Below are 17735 nucleotides of genomic sequence, written 5' to 3'. Positions count from 1 at the left end.
GGCGTGGGGCTTTTCCAAAGCTGGCAAAACGCCGTGACCGAATATGTGTCATTAGGTAAATAAGTCAATAAAATCAATACTTTAATAAAATTATGCGGCCGGTAATTCGCTGCTTCTGTGCTTAACTCTCCGGGTTGATAACAGACAGTTGAAGTGAGTGGCTCATGGATTTAGGGATCGATCGACAAGCCCTTGTACCGGTCGTGCAGCAAATCGTCAGTGCAGTGGCGCAATGGATTCGCAAGGACGGGGTGAGCCCCGGAACGCGCTTGCCGTCCGTCCGCCAGTTGGCCCTGGATAATCTGCTCAGCCAATCCAGCGTGATCGAAGCATTCGAAAGGATGGTCGCCCAAGGGGTGCTGGCGCCCCGGCAGGGCTCGGGATTTGTGGTGGCCCAGCCGGCGGTCTGCCACGAAGGTAATTGGTATGAGGGGGCGGAGCGCGAGTGGGGCGCCTTTGCCGACAATCCGTTGGGAGAGTTGAAACTGGGCTGCGGCTGGTTGCCCGATGCCTGGCGCGAAAGCGATGACATCAGTTACGCGATTCGTGAAGTCACCCGCACCGACACCGCCGGCCTGTTCAACTACAGCACCTCTCTGGGGTTGCCCGCGCTGCGCGAGCAACTGCTCAAGCGCCTGACTCAGATTCACATCGCCACCAGCCTGGACCGTATTCTTACCACCGCAGGTGCCAGCCATGCCCTGGACCTGCTGATACGTACACTACTCAAGGCCGGCGACAGCGTGGTGGTCGAAACCCCCGGGTATGCCAACCTCTATCGGCAACTGGCGTTCCAGGGCGTGCAACTGCTGGAAGTACCGCGTACCCGAGGCGGCCCCGACCTCCCGGCGCTTGAAGCGCTGCTACAGCGCCATCATCCCAAGTGCCTGTTCATCCACAGCCTTTATCACAATCCCACCGGCACCAGCCTGTGCCGGGTGGTGGCCGAGCGTTTGCTGGAACTGGCGCACCGCGAAAACTTCCTGATCATTGAGGAAGACGTCTACGGCGACCTGCAACATGCCGGTTGCACGCGGCTTTCGGCATTGCCCCATGATGATCGGGTGATCTACGTCGCGAGTTTTTCCAAGACCCTGAGCAGCGCCTTGCGTGTGGGCTACCTCTGCGCCAGTAGCGCAATCATCACGCAACTGGCCAGCCTCAAGACCTTGACCGGTTTCGGCACCTCCCGGTTTGCTGAAGCGGTGGTCGCCACGTTGCTGGCCAATGGTACGTATCGTAAGTGGGTGCAGCGCCTGCGCAAGCGGTTGAGTGGTGAAATGGCCGTGACCCTGCAAGTGCTGGAGGACGAAGAGTGGGAGGTGTTCGACGTACCCACCGGCGGTATGTTCCTGTGGGCACGCCCGGGGACGGCGCAGCCTTCGCGGTTGCAGGCGTGCGCCCGGAAGTTGGGGGTGTTGTTGTCGCCTGGGGCGTTGTTCAGTCCAACCGGCAGTCACAGTGAGTGGCTACGCCTCAATGTCGCCTATGCTACTGATCAACGTGCCTTGGCGTTGTTCCGTGCGATGGGGCCCGCCAGATCGACCTCGACCATTCTGAAAACGACGAGCGTGTAGCTTTTTGCCATTATTGTGGCGCCAGTGCCTTGTGCTCGGTGCCTTTTGGTTGCGAATCTCGTCGCTTGTCCATCGGACTTGATGGCGTTCGCCATTGCAAGAGGATTCAAGTGCAATGATTTCAGGCGTGCAACGACGTTTCGCCAACCTCGGTATGGCGAAAAAACTGGGTTTGGGCTTTACCCTGGTGCTGCTGCTGACGGCGTTGGTCGCAGCTATCGGCGTGTGGTCCCTGCAAACCGTTGGCCATCGTTTTGAAGGCCTCAAGGCCATGTCGTCGCTCAACAGCGGCTTGCTCAAGGTGCGCCTGATCGAACAGGACTACGCGCTGCACGCCGACCCCAAGGCTGTCGACGCCCTGCATGAAAATCTCGATGCCCTGGCGGTCCAGGTGGCCAGTCTCAAGGCCCGGTCTGCGGCGAATGTTTCGGTGATGGCCGAGGTCGAGCAGGCCCTTGCCGCTTACCGTAAGGCGTTCGATGAATTTGTCGAGCTGACACAGACCAAGGATCTGGCGCTGGAAATGGCCAGTTGGTCGGTGTCCAGTGTGGCGAATAACCTGGATGTATTGCAGTCCGGGCTGTCGGACGACGGGGCCTATGGTCTCAAGGAAAGCCAAGGTAAGGAGGGGGCCGAGTTTATCGAGCAGGCAGGCCAGATCAGTCAGGTTTCACGTTTGATGTTGCAGGCCATGAACGAAGCTCATGTGCGCCTGGACCAGAGCCGCAGGGTGGATGCAGACGACGCCGAGCAAGGCAAGATCGAGCAGGCCGACCAGGCCCTGGCCCAGGTCGAGCAACTGAAAACTTCAGTCAAGGACCCTGGTTATCAGACGGTGCTCAACGAAGTTTCCGGGCATATCGCCGCGTTCAGCGAGAAACTGGGGGAATACACCGGCCTGCTGGCCCAGGAAAAAGTCGTCTACAAACAACTGCATGATCGTGCTGACCAAGTCGTCAGCCGGGTCAACCAGGCCTATGACGCTGAAGACCTGTCGATGCAGGCGCAACTGAAGAAAAGCGCGATGCTGATCGTCGGTTCGTCGGTCCTGGCCTTGCTGGTGGGCCTGATTGCAGCCTGGGTGATTACCCGCTTGATCGTTGCACCGCTGCGCAGTGTGATCGCGGTGGCCCAACAGATTGCCGCCGGGGATTTGAGCGGACGCATGGAGGTCAGCCGTCGTGATGAAATCGGCCAGTTGATGCAGGCGATGCAACAGATGGGCAGCGGCCTCAGCCAGATGGTCAGCGGCCTGCAGGCCGGTATCGAACAATTGGCCAGCTCGGCGCATTCGCTGTCCAGCGTGACCGAGCAGACCAACGTCGAGGTCAGCAGCCAGAAGGAAGAAACCGAGCAGGTTGCTACCGCGATGAATCAGATGACCGCCACCGTGCACGATGTGGCGCGCAACGCCGAACAGGCCGCGCAAGCCGCGCAGACGGCGGATGAGAAGGTCGATAGCGGCCAGCAGGTGGTGCGCCAGAGTTTGCAGCGCATTGAGTTGCTGGCCACGTCCAGTACCCGTGCGAGCACCAGCATCGAGAGCCTCAGTGCCGAAATCCAGAATATCGGCGCCGTGCTGAGTGTGATCAAAAGCGTTGCCGAACAGACCAACCTGCTGGCCCTGAATGCGGCCATCGAGGCCGCGCGAGCAGGCGAACAGGGCCGGGGTTTTGCGGTGGTGGCCGATGAAGTACGGGCACTGGCCAAGCGCACCCAGCAATCGACCGAAGAAATCGAGCGGCTGGTCAGTACCCTGCGCAGCGCTGCGCAATCATCGGTGCAGCAGATCCAGCAAAGTGGCGAGCTGGTCAAGCTGGCGGTCAGCGATGCGCTGGAAACCGAGAGTGCCCTGGGCAGCATTGCGGTAGCGGTGTCGTTGATCCAGCAGATGAACCAGCAGATTGCCGCTGCGGCTGAGGAGCAGAGCTCGGTGGCCGAAGAGATCAACCGTAGCGTCACCAGTATTCGTGCGAGTGCCGATCAATCGGCGTTGAGCATGCAGGGCAATGCGGCGTCGAGCATCCAACTGGCGCAGTTGGGGGCGGAACTCAAAGGGATGGTAGGGCACTTCCGTCTTTGATCGCCGCCCGGAGGCGGCGATCAAAAGGGAGGGCGATCAGGCGTGGTTGGCGAGGAAGGTCAGCAGCGCTTCGTTGACGAAATCCGGGTTCTCCCGGCTGGAGATATGCCCGGCGTCTGGAATCAGGATCAGGGCACAGCCAATCAGTTCGGCCATTTCCTCGGATTCGGCGGGTGGGCGAGGTTGGTCCTGTTCGCCACACATCACCAAGGTGGTGTCGGCGTCCAGGTGCGGTAGTTGTTCCAGCACATCTTCGCGGCTGAAGATCAATCGACCCAGGGGCACGATGCTGTTCAGCAGGCGTTCCCGGGGAAAGTCCAGCAGTGACTTGCGAAAATCCTGATAGAGCGCTGATTCGCGGTCGATGTCCGGGCGAAAGAAGATCGGCGCGATCACATCGAGCAACGGCTCAGGAATGGCGCCGGCGTCTTCAATCATCTTGAACAACGAGAAGTAATACTGGCGCGTGGCCTCTGGCTCGGCACCGAGGTAGGTGTCCATCAGCACCAGGCTGTTGATCCGCTCGGGGGCCTGCAACGCCAGGCGTGCGCCCCACATGCCACCCACCGACAGGCCTACCAGGTTGATCTGTGCGATCTCCAGGTGGTCAAGCAGGGCCAGGGCCTGGCGCGCGAGGTCGTCGAGGGAGTGGGTGGGTGCGGGGAGTTGGCCCGATTCGCCGTGGCCCCATAGTTCGGGCACGATCACCCGGTACTGTTGTGACAGGGCTTCGATCTGCGGAGCCCACATGTTGCGGTCCCACAGGTAGCTTGAGCCGAGCAGGACGACAGGACCGATGCCCTGGTCGACGTAATGCAGCGGTTGTCCATCAATGACGGCGATAGGCATAACGGGCCTCTGACTTCACGGAGTGAGGGGCACTTTTTTACGCTAGTCGGGGGCGTGGCGATAGATGCAAAGTGATGGCATGTTGTGGTGAGCGGGCAGCCCGCTCACCACAGGGGAGTGGGCAGATCAGTCGTAGATGACTTTCTTTTTCCACTCGGCGTCGGCGTCGACTTCTTTCATGCCTTGGGTCAATTCGTTGACTTCCTCTGCCGCCTGTTTGCTGTTAGCCAGCACGGTAGAGTTGGCGCGGGCCAGTTGGCCTTCCAGCAATTGCAGCTGTGCACTGTAGAGCACCGGTTCAGGCTGCTTGCGCAGGTACTGCACGCCACGCTCGAAGGCCAGGCGCGCCTGGCCAGGCTGACCCTGCTGCAAGGCGTGCTGGCCGAGGTTGTTGAAGAATTCGATGTGCAACAGCACCAGGATATGACGGATTTCCTTGATCCAGTGCTTGGCTTCGTTGGTCGGCAGGAAACCGTCCTGGGCGGCGCGGGTGACTTGGCCGTGCAGGGCTTCCAGCAGGAAGCGCACGTCCTTGGCCTTGGCTTCGGTCTGGATCGGCGCCGGCGGGTTGTTCACCGGAAGGGATTCGCCCTGGGCCACCAGCGTGTTCAGCTCAGCGATACGTGCCTTGATCGGTGCACTGGTCTTGTTGAGGTTCAACAGGCGCTGGTTGACGTTGAGCTCCAGGCGGGTCAGTAACAGCTTGAGCGCCGGGGTCATCAGTTGGCCAGGGAATGTCTCGGTGATCTCACCGCAACGGCGCAGGCGATCGTTAAGCTCGATTTCGGTGCGCTGCTTTTCCAGCTTGTTGTTTTCCACCACGTGGTTCATGTAGCCAATGGCGATCAGTATTACGATCCCGGCTATTACCAGCAGGGTGATCATGAGTGGTGTCACCGGTGTGACCTCTTTAATAGGGTTTACAGTAGAGTGTAGTGACTGGGCTTGTCGGCGGATAGGACTGATCGACCAGTTACCCAGGTAGTTTCTCCTATATAGCTATATAGGTAGCCGCTTCCTGTATAGATGCACATTGCCATCATTTGCTGGAGCAAACTATAGCGCCTTGTCGGGCGCCAGAATATAGGCGCCAAGGCCCGGGCGGTCAGAATGCCCGTGCAGGCCGGTAAACGCGGGCGAAGTCATTGATTTAAATAAATTTATCCTTGGGGGTTGACGACCTTTCAATCCATCCATAGAATGCGCGCCACTTACAGCGTAAAGCACACAGCGAAACGCGGTAGGGAGTGAATGTTGTACGTGTGTCCCCTTCGTCTAGTGGCCTAGGACACCGCCCTTTCACGGCGGTAACAGGGGTTCGAGTCCCCTAGGGGACGCCATATGCGGGAATAGCTCAGTTGGTAGAGCACGACCTTGCCAAGGTCGGGGTCGCGAGTTCGAGTCTCGTTTCCCGCTCCAATTTACAAGCAGTGTGGCTCTCGGGCGGCACTGAGTGAAACCAGGACCAAGTCTTCGGATGAGGCCTCTGGGCACTGAAATACACACCATGTGTTTCAGTAGCGTGTCCCCTTCGTCTAGTGGCCTAGGACACCGCCCTTTCACGGCGGTAACAGGGGTTCGAGTCCCCTAGGGGACGCCATTTGCGGGAATAGCTCAGTTGGTAGAGCACGACCTTGCCAAGGTCGGGGTCGCGAGTTCGAGTCTCGTTTCCCGCTCCATATTCAACAAAAACGCCGATCAGTGATGATCGGCGTTTTTGTTTGTGCGTTATTTGTTTATCTGTCTGAAACTGCCATCTTCCTGGCTCAGATCCTGGCGTGTTCGAGATATAGTCGGGCGTTTCAGTTCAAGGAGCGCCCGTGATGGCAGAAACCTCTCAATCGTCCGGTGAAACCAAGGTCGCCCCATTGGGGATCAGCGCCTTGGAAAAAGCATGGGATTTCCATTGGGCAATGCGCTTTGTCAGCGTTGTGCTGTTTCTCGATATCGCTTTGCTAATCCGTACCGGTACGCCCTTGGTGGAGTGGACGACCAGCAGCGATGCATTGCTCGCTGACTTGGGGTTCCTGACGGTCGCCGCGGCCTCTTTTGCGCTGGTGGTGTCTTTCGTTCTGCCGCTGTTGACGGAAATCGTTCGTGGGATCGGCACAAGGTTGCGAATGGCCTTTCCAAAGCTCTTGGGTGATGCCTATACACCTCCTTCAAGGGGGATCGGTTATGTGTGGGCCAACGACCTTCTGGATCTGGCGCTGAAGGAAAACAGTGATTTCCTGCTTAGCTGGTATCAGCGGCATGTGCAGTTGCGAGAACAGCACCGGTTGATGATGAACAAAGTCGCGCACCTGGTGTTTGGTTGTTTGGTGCTGTCCGTCGTGGATTGGGCGGTGCCATATTTTGGATTCGGCACTGGTTCGCTGATTTTCTCGGCAATGCATGTACTGGGTGATACGGGGCTGTTTTTGGCCAGTATGGTCGTGGTAGCTGGCGGGGTAATGTTGGCGTCGGCATGGTTTGCCATCGAGTCTTCCCTGTATATCTACTACCCACCTCTGGACATGTTGCAGCGGGAACAGGAGCGCAAGCGATACCTGGGCGCATGAAGAACCTGAATAAAAACGCCGATCATCACTGATCGGCGTTTTTTTGCGCACACTTCAATCGCTGTCAGAGTTTCGGCAACTGCCCGATACGCCCCATCATTTCGGTGACGATCTGCAGATCCAGCAAGAACTGATCGACCGTCTTGAACTCATTGTCGGTGTGCCCGGTGTATTTCACTTCCGGCCGCGCCAGGCCGAATTGCACGCCATTGGGCAGTTCATGCACAGAGGTCGCGCCGGCCGAAGTGCCGAACTTATGCTCCATACCCAGGTTTTCGCTGGCCACTGCCAACAAGGCCTTCACCCACTCACCTTCCGGGTTGCGGTACATCGGTTCGGCGATCGAGTAAGTGAAGTCCACATTGACCTTGGTTTGCTTGTCCCAGGCGCTCAACTTGTTGGAAATCTCGGCTTTCAGTTTCTCCGGCGATTTGCCCTTTGGTACACGCAGGTTCACCGCCAGCTTGAAGGCTTTGTCATCCAGGCCGACAAAGGTCAGCGAGGTGGTCAGCGGCCCCATGAAATCATCGGAGAAACCCACGCCTAATTTGCCGCCCAGATAATCCAGGCCCCAGTTATCCGAGGCATAACGGGCGGCGTCGGTGATGTGGTTATGCTTGAGGGCGATCTTGCCGTCGACAGTGTGGATCAGCTCCAGCATGCGCGACACCGGGTTGATACCGGATTGCGGTTCGGAGGAGTGCGCGGAAACCCCGGTCACCGTCAGCTTGACCTCTTTGCCGACCACCTTGGCTGCCACCTCGAAGTCACCGCCGTTGCGCTTGGCATACTCCGCGCCGGCTTTTTGCAGGCTGGCGGCCAGTTCGGCAGGCTTGTCGCTGATAAACGTGGCAACCGAGGCCGAGGGAATCTGGTTGGTGGCCATGCCGCCGGTCATCGAGATGATTTCGGCACCTTTGCCTTCCCCTTTGCGACGCGGGAAGGTGGCCATGACAGTGCCATAACCTTTTTCGGCAATCACCACCGGGTAGCCGCCATCCAGCGCCAGGTTGTACTGCGGCGTCGGGTTGCGTTCGAAGTAATAGGGTATCGCGTCGCCGGAAGTTTCTTCGGTGGTGTCCACCAGCAGCTTGAAATTGCGCGCCAGCGGCAGCTTCTCTTCCTTGATCACCTTCATGGCGTACATCGCCACCACGATGCCGTTTTTGTCATCCTCGGTGCCCCGGCCATACATGCGGTCGCCGATCAGCGTGACCTTGAACGGGTCGAGCCTGGTGCCGTCTTTCAACACCCAGTTCTCCGGCGTCACCGGCACCACGTCGGCGTGGGCGTGGATGCCCACCACTTCGGCGCCGCTGCCTTCCAGGGAAATCTCGTACACGCGGTTGTCGACGTTACGGAAGTTGAGGTTGAAGGTCTTGGCCAGGGCCTGGATCTTGTCAGCAATCCGGATGAATTCCGGGTTTTTGTACTGCGGTATGCCGTCCACGTTGAAGGTCGGGATTTCCACCAGTTCGCGCAAGGTATCGAGGGCGGCCTTGCCGTACTTCACTCGGGTGTAAATCCCCAGCAGGCGATGGATCTCGTTCTGCTGGTCGGCGGTCAGGGTTTTGTTATCGAGGAAGGCACTGATCGCCGGACCCACGTCGTCAGCCTTGCCCAAGTCGCCCTTGGCCAGGCTGCCGAGGAAACCACGGAAATCCGTAACTGACGTTTCGCTGAAACTCTTCAGAATCGCCGTGCTTTGCTCTGGGGTGATGTTGGCAAAGGCGGGCGTGGTCATCACCGAAAGACCGGCCGCGAACAGGGTGGCAGCCGCTAATTGCTTGAGTCGAAAGTGCATGGTCAGAGGCATTCCTTTGCAAAGGGAAATAGGGGATTCCTGATCGATATGTCAGAAATATTTCGACACACTACCACTGCCAAGGTGTGCCTGGGAGGCCACTGAGAGGCTTATCTAAAAACTCGATAGCACGCTCGACTCCGCGCTCTAGCCCAGGCTGTACCGCACCGACAACGCGCCCTTTTTCTCCGAAAGCGCCAGGATCGTCACCTGGCCCAGCTCGCCCAGCGTTTGCACATGGGTACCGCCGCAAGCGTAGGGCGGCAAATCACCGAAGCCCACTTCGCGGGTGCCGTCCTCCAAGGCCATGCGGCGCGGGTAGTCGGCGGCGATCCATTGGTTGATCCGCTGTTGAATGATCTCGGCGTCCATGGCTTGTGCGGTTTCGCCACGGATAAAAGTGATCTTGCCTTCGCCTGGCCAGTGATGGGCCTTGATCGGCATCCAGCCCAGGGTCTCGCCGGCGTTGCCGATCAAATGTCCGGCGGAATGCAGGCGGGTGTGCAGGGCGCGGCGTGGTTCGTCGACCCGTGCGGTGATGGGGCCCGGTTCCACAGGTTGGTTGACATAGTGCACCACGCGATCGGTTTCCTGGGTGACTCGCAGCACCTGGCTGTCGCCCAGCCAGCCGGTATCGAATGGCTGGCCACCGCCTTGGGGGTGGAAAATCGTCGACCGCAAAACGACTGCAAACTGGCCCTCGCAGGGGGTGCAGCTCAGCACTTCAAGCTCGGCGGTCAGGTGGTCGTGGGTGAAAAACAGGCGCTCGGTCATTTTCTACATCCGCATCAGGGTTCTGCGGGCAGTATAAATAGTGCGTCGATAGGTGATAATCCGCTCAAATATCAATGGACCTGTGCGTCATGAGCATCAATCTTCCTTTGTCGCTGCTGGGTGAAATGGCGATTTTCGTCAAGGTAGTAGAAACCGGCAGCTTCTCCGGAGCGGCTCGGCAGTTGAGCGTTTCGCCGTCGGCGGTGAGCCGTAGCATCTCGCGCCTGGAAAAGGCCCTGGCTACCCGTTTGATGCAACGCACCACACGCAAATTGCGCCTGAGTGAAGCCGGTGAGGAGGTTTTCAAGCGCTGCCAGGAGATGGTCAGCGCGGCGCGCTCAGTGATGGAAATCAGCGGCCAGTTCACCCATGAGGCCGAAGGCCTGGTGCGGGTCAGTGTGCCGAAGGCGGTGGGGCGGTTTGTGGTGCACCCGCATATGCCGGAGTTTCTGCGGCGTTATCCCAAGGTGGATGTGCAATTGATCCTTGAGGACCGGCATGTGGACATGATCGACGACAATGTCGACCTCAGCATCCGTATCACCGACAGCCCGCCGCCGGGCCTGGTGGGGCGGCAGTTATTGCCAATTGAGCATTTACTCTGTGCCACGCCGCAGTATCTAGCCGAGCATGGTGCGCCGGAGCATCCCCACGATTTGCTGGCGCACAGTTGCATCTATCTCGGTGAAACCCCGGGGGATTCGCGCTGGAAATTCCGCCAGGGCGGCAAGGCGGTGACGGTCGGCGTGCGTGGACGTTATGCGGCGAATCACACCGGCGTACGGCTGGATGCGGTGTTACAGCACGTGGGAATTGGCAGCTTGCCGTATTTCACCGCGCGGCATGCGTTGGAGGAGGGGCGGTTGGTACAGGTGTTGCCCGCGTGGGATTTTATTGCGTCCTACCATGGCGAGGCGTGGTTGTTGCATTCGCCCACGCGCTACTTGCCGCCGAAGCTGCGGGTGTTTATCGATTATCTGGTGGAGTGCATGGCGAGGGAGCCGACATTGCGCCGTCGATAGGCGCGCCGTCGAAAATGTGGGAGGAGGGCTTGCTCCCTCCCGCATACAGTTGTGCAGTGTTTTGAGCAATCAGTGTTTGCTTTGGTCTTGCGGCATGGCCAGCAGTTGCTTTTCCTGGTTCCAGTCGAACGGTTCCTCGTTCTGTTCGGCTTCAAAGCGACGCTCTTCCAGGGCCTGGTACAGGTCCAGTTCTTCATCAGGCATGAAGTGCAGGCAATCGCCGCCGAAGAACCACAGCAGGTCGCGCGGGACGAGGTGGGCGATCTGCGGGTAGCGCAGGATGACCTGGCTCATCAGGTCCTGGCCCAGGTACTGGCTTTCGATCGGGTCGATTGGCAGCAGGGCGCGCAGTTCGTCGAAGCGCTCCAGGAACAGGGTGTGGCTTTCCTCGGGCACCTGTTCGGCTTCGCCGACGGCAACCAGGATGCTGCGCAGGTGGTCGAGCAAGACGAGATGATCGGCAACGACGTTGGACACGAGATAAGTCCTCTAAAGCAAAAACGGGCGCGAGAGTATATGCCTCTCGCGCCCGTTTTTATATGACCTCCGGACTCAGCGGACTTTACCTTCAGCGTGTACCAGCTCTTCCTTGCTGAAATCATCCACGTCGATCACCTTGCGCCGTGCCGCTTCAGCGTCACGCAAGGTTTGCGCTTCTGCAGGTTGCAGCACACCGGCATGCAGCGCGGCGTCGATGGCATGTTCGCCGGCAGTCGGTTTGACCTGGCCGCTTTTGAGCGCGGCGTGCAGTTTTTTCTGCAGCGGGTGGCTGGCACCCAGCAGGTCGTAGGCATGTTGCAGTGCGCCCACCGGATCTTCTGCCGCTTGCGGGCGGTAGCAGCCGGCAAGCAGTTCTTCCAGGGTCGGGTCGCCTTTGGCGCGACCAATCACCGCGGCCACTTCGGCATCCAGTGCATCGGACGGGCCGGTATGGCGGCGCCCGAACGGGAACACAATCACCCGCAGCAGGCAGCCCAGCACTTTATTCGGGAAGTTGGTCAGCAGTTCATCCAGCGCACGCTCGGACTCGCCGAGGCTTTCTTCCATGGCCCAGGCGAACAGCGGTTCCAGGTGATCCGGCGAATCCAGGTCGTGGTAACGCTTGAGTGCCGCCGATGCCAGGTACATATGGCTCAGCACGTCACCGAGGCGTGCCGACAGGCGTTCGCGGCGTTTCAACTCGCCACCCAGCAGCATCATGCTCAGGTCCGCCAGCAGCGCGAATGCGGCAGCCTGGCGGTTCAAGGCGCGGAAATAACCCTGGCTCAAACGGTTGCCCGGGGCTTTCTCGAAGTGCCCCACGCCGAGGTTCAGCACCAGGGTGCTGGCGGCATTGCTCACGGCAAAACCAATGTGTTGCATCAGCAGCCCGTCGAACTCCTTCAGTGCCTGATCGTGGTCTTCACGACCGGCCAGCGCCATTTCCTTGAGCACGAACGGATGGCAGCGGATGGCACCCTGGCCGAAGATCATCAGGTTGCGCGAGAGAATATTTGCGCCTTCCACGGTGATGAAGATCGGCGCGCCCTGCCAGCTGCGGCCCAGGTAGTTGTTCGGGCCCATGATGATGCCCTTGCCGCCATGCACGTCCATGGCGTGGCTGATGCACTCGCGGCCGCGTTCGGTCAGGTGGTACTTGAGGATCGCCGACAGCACCGAGGGTTTTTCGCCGAGGTCCACGGCATTGGCGGTGAGCATGCGCGCGCTGTCCATCAGCCAGGCGTTGCCGCCGATGCGGGCCAGGGCTTCCTGGATACCTTCGAAAGCCGACAGCGGTACGTTGAACTGTTCGCGTACCTGGGCATATTGGCCGGTCACCAGGCTGGTGAACTTGGCCGCGCCGGTGCCCACGGCGGGCAGGGAGATCGAACGGCCTACCGACAGGCAGTTCATCAGCATCATCCAGCCTTTGCCGAGCATTTCCTGGCCGCCGATGAGGTACTCCAGGGGGATGAACACGTCCTTGCCGGAGTTCGGGCCGTTCATGAACGCGGCGCCGAGGGGCAGGTGGCGACGGCCGATTTCCACGCCGGGGGTGTCGGTAGGGATCAGCGCAAGGCTGATGCCCAGGTCTTCTTCTTCACCCAGCAGGTGGTCGGGGTCGTGGGCCTTGAAGGCCAGGCCCAGCAGGGTCGCGACCGGGCCAAGGGTGATGTAGCGTTTTTCCCAGTTCAGGCGCAGGCCGAGGGTTTCCTTGCCTTCCCATTCGCCTTTGCAGATCACGCCTGTGTCAGGCATGGCGCCGGCATCGGAGCCGGCCAGCGGGCCGGTGAGGGCGAAGCAGGGAATGTCATCGCCACGCGCCAGGCGCGGCAGGTAGTGGTTGCGTTGTTCGTCGGTGCCGTAGTGCAGCAGCAGCTCGGCCGGACCGAGGGAGTTAGGCACCATCACGGTGGAGGCCAGGTCGCCGCTGCGGGTGGCGAGTTTCATCGCGACCTGGGAGTGGGCATAAGCGGAGAAGCCTTTGCCGCCATATTCCTTGGGAATGATCAGGGCGAAGAAACCGTGGGTCTTGATGTGCTCCCACGCGGCAGGCGGCAAGTCCATGGCCTGGCCGATTTCCCAGTCGCTGACCATGGCGCAGAGTTCTTCGGTGGGGCCGTCGATAAATGCCTGTTCTTCTTCGGTCAGTTTGACCTTGGGATAGGCCAGCAACTTGTCCCAGTCGGGGCGACCGCTGAAGAGTTCGCCGTCCCACCACACGGTGCCGGCGTCGATCGCGTCGCGCTCGGTCTCGGACATCGGCGGCAAGACTTTCTGGAACCAGCTGAACAGCGGCTTGGTGAAGTATTGGCGGCGCAGGTCCGGCAACAGCAGGGGCGCGGCCACGACAGCGATCAACACCCAGAAAATCAGCAGCAGCCAACCCGGTGCGTGGCTCCAGGCACCCATCGCCAGCAGGTAAACGGCGACCACGCCCAGGGCGGGCAGGGGGGCGACGCGGCGATGTGCCAGGTAGGCAATGCCGACCACCAGAACCAGTATCCACAACAACAGCATATTCAATCCTCCGTGAAACCAGGGGCGAAACCACCAGGAAGCTTAGTCGGCATCCGAACAAGCGAGGTGATCAGGGTGTTACAAGTTGTACTGGGGACACCTGGCATCAGGCGCCGACATTTGGCCGATTCGTCGTTATCTCTATGGCAGACCTGTCGTTAAACTCCAGGCTTCCCTCGGAGATCAAGCTCATGGATACGTACCTGAGTCCCAGCCGCTTCATCGATAGTGACCACCCAGCGGTGGTGGAGTTCGCCGAAAAACATCGTGGTCCCAGCGCGGACTTATGTGACCAGGCGGTCAGTCTCTATTACGCCGTGCGTGAGGCGATTCGCTACAACCCCTACACCTTCAGCCGTGACCCCGACACCCTGAGCGCCAGCTTTGCCCTGGCCGCTGGCGAAAGCTATTGCGTGCCCAAGGCCACCTTGCTCGCCGCCTGCGCCCGCCACTGTGGCATCCCGGCGCGCATCGGCCTGGCGGACGTGCGCAATCATCTGTCGACGCCACGCCTGATCGCGTTGCTCAAAAGCGATGTGTTTGCCATGCATGGCTACACCGAGCTTTACCTCGATGGCCGCTGGGTCAAGGCGACCCCGGCGTTCAACCGGCAACTGTGTGACGTGTTCGACGTACCGCCGCTGGACTTCGACGGGATCAACCACAGCGTATTCCATGCATTCAATCGCCAGGGACAGCGCTCGATGGAGTACGTGGTGGACCATGGGCAGTTCCCGGATGTGCCTGAGGATTTTTTCTTCGCGCATATCCAGGCCTGTTACCCGCACTTGTTCGGCGAGGACATGCCGGCCCTGCTGGGCGATATGCAGAGCGATTTAAGCCGCGTGTGAACCGGCGTATGCTGCTGCGTTCATCAAGCCATGTACATCAACAATAAGGCGCGGTCATGCTGAAGATCTGGGGTCGTAAAAATTCATCAAACGTCAGGAAAGCACTGTGGTGCGCCGAGGAACTCGGCCTAGACTATGAGGCAATTGATGCGGGCGGGGCTTTTGGTGTGGTCGACACGCCGCAATACCGGGCATTGAACCCGAACGGTCGGGTGCCGATGATCGAGGACGGTGACTTTGTGTTGTGGGAGTCCAACACCATCGTGCGCTACCTCTGCGCCAAGCACGCGTCGGCGTTTTACCCGAGCGACCTGCAAGTGCGTGCCAGCGCCGAGAAATGGATGGACTGGACCACCTCGACCCTTGCCGAACCGTTCAAGGCTGTGTTCTGGGGCATTGTGCGCACCCCGGCGGAAAAGCAGAACTGGGACAGCATCAATGCCGGGCGTCAGGCCTGTATCGATGCACTGAGCACCGTGGACAGCGCATTGACCCACCAGCCTTATCTGTCGGGCGACACCTTCGGCATCGGTGATATCCCCCTCGGCTGCTTTATCTACGCCTGGTTCGAGATGCCCATCGAACGCCCTTCGATGCCCCATCTGGAGGCCTGGTACCAGCGCCTGCAACAACGCCCGGCCTACCGCAAAGCGGTCATGACCGCGTTGACTTAATACTGACTATTAATACAGGTGACTGTACTTGTGCGGCGCGGGCAAGCACCATGCCCGTCATGCGCCGCCGTTGAACTACGTGCGCTGCGCCCTCATCTACTCTTTCTATTCCCTTCTTTGGTGCGTATTCCGATATGAGTTCTGCTCTGTCCATCCGGCAGCTAACCAAAACCTACGGCAACGGTTTCCAGGCCCTGAGCGGTATCGATCTGGACGTTGCCGAAGGTGACTTCTTCGCCTTGCTCGGCCCCAACGGCGCTGGCAAATCCACCACCATCGGTATCCTCTCCACCTTGGTCAATAAGACCAGCGGCACGGTGAATATCTTCGGCCACGACCTGGACAAATCCCCGGCGGCGCTCAAGCGTTCCATCGGTGTGGTGCCCCAGGAATTCAACTTCAACCAGTTTGAAAAGACTTTCGACATCGTCGTGACCCAGGCCGGTTACTACGGCATCCCGGCGAAAATCGCCAAGGAGCGCGCCGAGCAGTACCTGACTCAGCTGGGCCTGTGGGACAAGCGCGACGTACCGTCCCGCTCGCTGTCCGGCGGCATGAAGCGTCGCCTGATGATTGCCCGCGCACTGGTGCATGAGCCGCGCCTGTTGATCCTCGATGAACCCACCGCTGGCGTGGACATCGAACTGCGTCGCTCGATGTGGACCTTCCTCACCGAGCTGAACGAGAAGGGCATCACCATCATCCTCACCACCCACTACCTGGAAGAGGCTGAGCAGTTGTGCCGCAATATCGGCATCATCGACCACGGCACCATCGTCGAGAACACCAGCATGCGTAACCTGCTGGGCCAGTTGCATGTGGAGACCTTCCTGCTTGACCTGAAGAACAACCTGTCGGCAGCGCCGCAACTGCTTGGCTACCCCAGCCGCCTGGTGGACAGCCACACTCTGGAGGTCCAGGTGGATAAAGCCATGGGCATCACTGCGTTGTTCACCCAGTTGGCGACCCAGAACATCGAAGTGCTGAGCCTGCGTAATAAAACCAATCGCCTTGAGGAGTTGTTCGTGTCCCTGGTGGAGAAAAATCTGACGAAGGTGGCGGTATGAGTTCTGAGCTGCAACCCAACCTCGTCGCGCTGCAGACCATCGTCTACCGCGAAGTGAAGCGCTTTACCCGGATCTGGCCGCAGACCCTGCTGCCGCCGGCGATCACCATGGTGTTGTACTTCGTGATCTTCGGTAACCTGATCGGCCGCCAGATCGGCGATATGGGTGGTTTCACCTATATGGAGTACATCGTGCCGGGCCTGATCATGATGTCAGTGATCACCAACTCCTACGGCAACGTGGTCTCCAGTTTCTTCGGCAGCAAGTTCCAGCGCTCCATCGAAGAGCTGATGGTCTCGCCGGTGTCGCCGCACACCATCCTGATCGGCTACACCTTGGGTGGCGTATTGCGCGGCTTGATGGTGGGCGTGATCGTGACGCTGCTGTCGCTGTTCTTCACCCACCTGCAGGTGCATCACCTCGGGGTCACCATTCTGGTGGTGGTGCTGACGGCGACGATCTTCTCGCTGTTGGGGTTTATCAACGCCGTGTTCGCACGCAACTTCGATGATATTTCGATCATCCCGACCTTCGTACTGACGCCGCTGACCTACCTGGGCGGGGTGTTCTACTCCATCACCTTGCTGCCGCCGTTCTGGCAGACCGTGTCGCTGGCCAACCCGGTGCTGCACATGGTCAACGCCTTCCGCTACGGCATCCTGGGTGTGTCGGATATCAAGATCAGCGTGGCGATCACCTTCATGCTGGTGGCGACGGTGGTGTTGTATATCGGTTGCGCGAAGCTGCTGGTGAGCGGGCGCGGGATGCGTACCTGATAAGCGCGGTAGAAAAATGTGGGAGGGGGCTTGCTCCCGATTGCGATGTGTCAGCTACAGATTAGCTGACTGACATACCGCAATCGGGAGCAAGCCCCCTCCCACATTTGGTTTTGTGTCAGGTCTTCAGGCCTTCAGTGCCAGCTCGATCAGCGCGTGCAGTTCTTCAACTTGCAGTGGCTCGGTTGAGAACAGAATACGAAACACCGTCGGCGCCGCGAGCAGATTGATCAAGTGGTCCACGCTCGGTGGTGCCTGGTCCGGATAACGATCGACAATCGCCTGAAACTGCCCACTCAAGATGCTCACGCAGTAGCCCGGCGTCACGCTGCATTGCAGATCGCGCATCATGTTGCGGCCCGGCTCCGAACTCATCTCATCCAGATATTGCTCGGCCCACGCCCGTAAGTCGCCACGCAGGCTGCCGGTGTTGGCGGGTTCGCTGTCGGGGCGCATCCGCGCCAGGGCCACATCCGCGAGCAGCACCGAGAGGTCGCCCCAGCGCCGGTAGATGGTCGAGGGCGTGACGCCTGCGCGCGCGGCAATCATCGGCACCGTGACACTGGAGCGCTCATGGGCGTCGAGCAAATCACGTACGGCCGAATGGACCGATTCTTGTACCCGGGCACTGCGGCCCCCCGGGCGGAGGCCTTCTTTTATCGCCATGCGGCGACCTTAACACAAAGAATTTGCTTTA

At 59.7% G+C, this 17735-nt stretch carries 15 protein-coding genes, 4 tRNA genes and 1 pseudogene; 13 read left to right on the top strand and 7 right to left on the bottom strand.

The genetic code is table 11. The features are described from left to right. Window positions 1-164 precede the first annotated feature (164 nt). The 3 genes and pseudogenes from FBY10_RS22785 to FBY10_RS32270 all read left to right on the top strand — a co-directional run bounded on the left by FBY10_RS22785 (window position 165) and on the right by FBY10_RS32270 (window position 3660). A complete protein-coding gene (locus FBY10_RS22785) occupies window positions 165-1577 on the top strand; it encodes a PLP-dependent aminotransferase family protein (RefSeq protein WP_145337994.1) in 1413 nt (470 codons plus the stop codon). Between the two features lie 115 nt (window positions 1578-1692). After that, window positions 1693-2799: pseudogene (locus FBY10_RS32275) on the top strand (HAMP domain-containing protein); the annotation flags it as partial. Then, the gene (locus FBY10_RS32270; protein ID WP_371920996.1) at window positions 2779-3660 is read left to right on the top strand and encodes a methyl-accepting chemotaxis protein; all 882 of its coding nucleotides are present in this window, start codon (window positions 2779-2781) and stop codon (window positions 3658-3660) included. The pseudogene FBY10_RS32275 and the gene FBY10_RS32270, both read left to right, overlap by 21 nt. Window positions 3661-3696: 36 nt before the next feature. On the opposite strand, the gene FBY10_RS22775 is transcribed toward FBY10_RS32270, so the two are convergent. Both FBY10_RS22775 and FBY10_RS22770 read right to left on the bottom strand, forming a co-directional pair. Beyond that, on the bottom strand, window positions 3697-4509 hold the full coding sequence (locus FBY10_RS22775; RefSeq protein WP_145337990.1) for an alpha/beta fold hydrolase: 813 nt from the start codon (window positions 4507-4509) through the stop codon (window positions 3697-3699). A 126-nt stretch (window positions 4510-4635) separates the two neighbouring features. Continuing rightward, window positions 4636-5406: a hypothetical protein gene (locus FBY10_RS22770; protein ID WP_131699437.1), complete on the bottom strand. Its 771-nt coding sequence runs from the start codon at window positions 5404-5406 to the stop codon at window positions 4636-4638. Window positions 5407-5773: 367 nt separating this feature from the next. Between FBY10_RS22770 and FBY10_RS22765 the strand changes: the two genes are divergently transcribed. The 5 genes from FBY10_RS22765 to FBY10_RS22745 all read left to right on the top strand — a co-directional run bounded on the left by FBY10_RS22765 (window position 5774) and on the right by FBY10_RS22745 (window position 7070). Continuing rightward, window positions 5774-5849, top strand: a tRNA-Glu gene (locus FBY10_RS22765). 3 nt (window positions 5850-5852) lie between these two features. Beyond that, window positions 5853-5928 (top strand) — tRNA-Gly (locus tag FBY10_RS22760). Window positions 5929-6033: 105 nt separating this feature from the next. After that, a tRNA-Glu gene (locus FBY10_RS22755) sits at window positions 6034-6109 on the top strand. 3 nt (window positions 6110-6112) lie between these two features. Next, window positions 6113-6188, top strand: a tRNA-Gly gene (locus FBY10_RS22750). Window positions 6189-6332: 144 nt separating this feature from the next. Next, window positions 6333-7070 carry a hypothetical protein gene (locus FBY10_RS22745; RefSeq protein WP_131699155.1) on the top strand — a complete coding sequence of 246 codons (738 nt, stop codon included), beginning with the start codon at window positions 6333-6335 and terminating at the stop codon, window positions 7068-7070. 64 nt (window positions 7071-7134) lie between these two features. Here the strand turns inward: FBY10_RS22745 and FBY10_RS22740 are convergent, their stop codons facing one another. Both FBY10_RS22740 and FBY10_RS22735 read right to left on the bottom strand, forming a co-directional pair. Further along, complete coding sequence (locus FBY10_RS22740; RefSeq protein ID WP_145337988.1) at window positions 7135-8874, bottom strand: dipeptidase; 1740 nt, start codon at window positions 8872-8874, stop codon at window positions 7135-7137. Between the two features lie 147 nt (window positions 8875-9021). Next, complete coding sequence (locus tag FBY10_RS22735; protein ID WP_131699157.1) at window positions 9022-9648, bottom strand: alanyl-tRNA editing protein; 627 nt, start codon at window positions 9646-9648, stop codon at window positions 9022-9024. A gap of 89 nt (window positions 9649-9737) precedes the next feature. On the opposite strand from FBY10_RS22735, the gene FBY10_RS22730 reads away from it, so the two are divergent. Next, a complete protein-coding gene (locus FBY10_RS22730) occupies window positions 9738-10670 on the top strand; it encodes a LysR family transcriptional regulator (RefSeq protein ID WP_145337986.1) in 933 nt (310 codons plus the stop codon). A gap of 69 nt (window positions 10671-10739) precedes the next feature. On the opposite strand, the gene FBY10_RS22725 is transcribed toward FBY10_RS22730, so the two are convergent. Both FBY10_RS22725 and FBY10_RS22720 read right to left on the bottom strand, forming a co-directional pair. Then, window positions 10740-11147 carry a PA2817 family protein gene (locus FBY10_RS22725; RefSeq protein ID WP_053128652.1) on the bottom strand — a complete coding sequence of 136 codons (408 nt, stop codon included), beginning with the start codon at window positions 11145-11147 and terminating at the stop codon, window positions 10740-10742. 75 nt (window positions 11148-11222) lie between these two features. Continuing rightward, entirely contained in the window at window positions 11223-13670 is a 2448-nt protein-coding gene (locus FBY10_RS22720) for an acyl-CoA dehydrogenase (RefSeq protein ID WP_131699159.1), read from the bottom strand. Window positions 13671-13861: 191 nt separating this feature from the next. Here FBY10_RS22720 and FBY10_RS22715 point away from each other — a divergent pair, with 191 nt between their 5' ends. The 4 genes from FBY10_RS22715 (at window position 13862) to FBY10_RS22700 (ending at window position 17038) form a co-directional block, all read left to right on the top strand. Next, window positions 13862-14521 carry a transglutaminase family protein gene (locus FBY10_RS22715; RefSeq protein ID WP_145337984.1) on the top strand — a complete coding sequence of 220 codons (660 nt, stop codon included), beginning with the start codon at window positions 13862-13864 and terminating at the stop codon, window positions 14519-14521. 56 nt (window positions 14522-14577) lie between these two features. Next, complete coding sequence (locus FBY10_RS22710) at window positions 14578-15195, top strand: glutathione S-transferase family protein (protein ID WP_131699161.1); 618 nt, start codon at window positions 14578-14580, stop codon at window positions 15193-15195. A gap of 134 nt (window positions 15196-15329) precedes the next feature. Next, on the top strand, window positions 15330-16262 hold the full coding sequence (locus FBY10_RS22705; protein WP_131699162.1) for an ABC transporter ATP-binding protein: 933 nt from the start codon (window positions 15330-15332) through the stop codon (window positions 16260-16262). Next, window positions 16259-17038: an ABC transporter permease gene (locus FBY10_RS22700; RefSeq protein ID WP_012723134.1), complete on the top strand. Its 780-nt coding sequence runs from the start codon at window positions 16259-16261 to the stop codon at window positions 17036-17038. The genes FBY10_RS22705 and FBY10_RS22700 overlap by 4 nt, the downstream gene beginning before the upstream one ends. A gap of 126 nt (window positions 17039-17164) precedes the next feature. On the opposite strand, the gene FBY10_RS22695 is transcribed toward FBY10_RS22700, so the two are convergent. Next, window positions 17165-17704 carry a TetR/AcrR family transcriptional regulator gene (locus tag FBY10_RS22695; protein WP_131699163.1) on the bottom strand — a complete coding sequence of 180 codons (540 nt, stop codon included), beginning with the start codon at window positions 17702-17704 and terminating at the stop codon, window positions 17165-17167. Between the last annotated feature and the right edge of the window lie 31 nt (window positions 17705-17735).

This window comes from Pseudomonas sp. SJZ103 (assembly GCF_007828335.1).
Lineage (GTDB): Bacteria > Pseudomonadota > Gammaproteobacteria > Pseudomonadales > Pseudomonadaceae > Aquipseudomonas.
This window is presented reverse-complemented; position numbering and strand designations above follow the sequence as displayed.

Bases quoted from the DNA above. Each gene is read 5' to 3' on its own strand.
- FBY10_RS22785 (WP_145337994.1), top strand. From the start codon at position 165: ATGGATTTAGGGATCGATCGACAAGCCCTTGTACCGGTCGTGCAGCAA.
- FBY10_RS32270 (WP_371920996.1), top strand. From the start codon at position 2,779: ATGCAGGCGATGCAACAGATGGGCAGCGGCCTCAGCCAGATGGTCAGC.
- FBY10_RS22775 (WP_145337990.1), bottom strand. From the start codon at position 4,509: ATGCCTATCGCCGTCATTGATGGACAACCGCTGCATTACGTCGACCAG.
- FBY10_RS22745 (WP_131699155.1), top strand. From the start codon at position 6,333: ATGGCAGAAACCTCTCAATCGTCCGGTGAAACCAAGGTCGCCCCATTG.
- FBY10_RS22740 (WP_145337988.1), bottom strand. From the start codon at position 8,874: ATGCACTTTCGACTCAAGCAATTAGCGGCTGCCACCCTGTTCGCGGCC.
- FBY10_RS22735 (WP_131699157.1), bottom strand. From the start codon at position 9,648: ATGACCGAGCGCCTGTTTTTCACCCACGACCACCTGACCGCCGAGCTT.
- FBY10_RS22730 (WP_145337986.1), top strand. From the start codon at position 9,738: ATGAGCATCAATCTTCCTTTGTCGCTGCTGGGTGAAATGGCGATTTTC.
- FBY10_RS22720 (WP_131699159.1), bottom strand. From the start codon at position 13,670: ATGCTGTTGTTGTGGATACTGGTTCTGGTGGTCGGCATTGCCTACCTG.
- FBY10_RS22715 (WP_145337984.1), top strand. From the start codon at position 13,862: ATGGATACGTACCTGAGTCCCAGCCGCTTCATCGATAGTGACCACCCA.
- FBY10_RS22710 (WP_131699161.1), top strand. From the start codon at position 14,578: ATGCTGAAGATCTGGGGTCGTAAAAATTCATCAAACGTCAGGAAAGCA.
- FBY10_RS22705 (WP_131699162.1), top strand. From the start codon at position 15,330: ATGAGTTCTGCTCTGTCCATCCGGCAGCTAACCAAAACCTACGGCAAC.
- FBY10_RS22700 (WP_012723134.1), top strand. From the start codon at position 16,259: ATGAGTTCTGAGCTGCAACCCAACCTCGTCGCGCTGCAGACCATCGTC.
- FBY10_RS22695 (WP_131699163.1), bottom strand. From the start codon at position 17,704: ATGGCGATAAAAGAAGGCCTCCGCCCGGGGGGCCGCAGTGCCCGGGTA.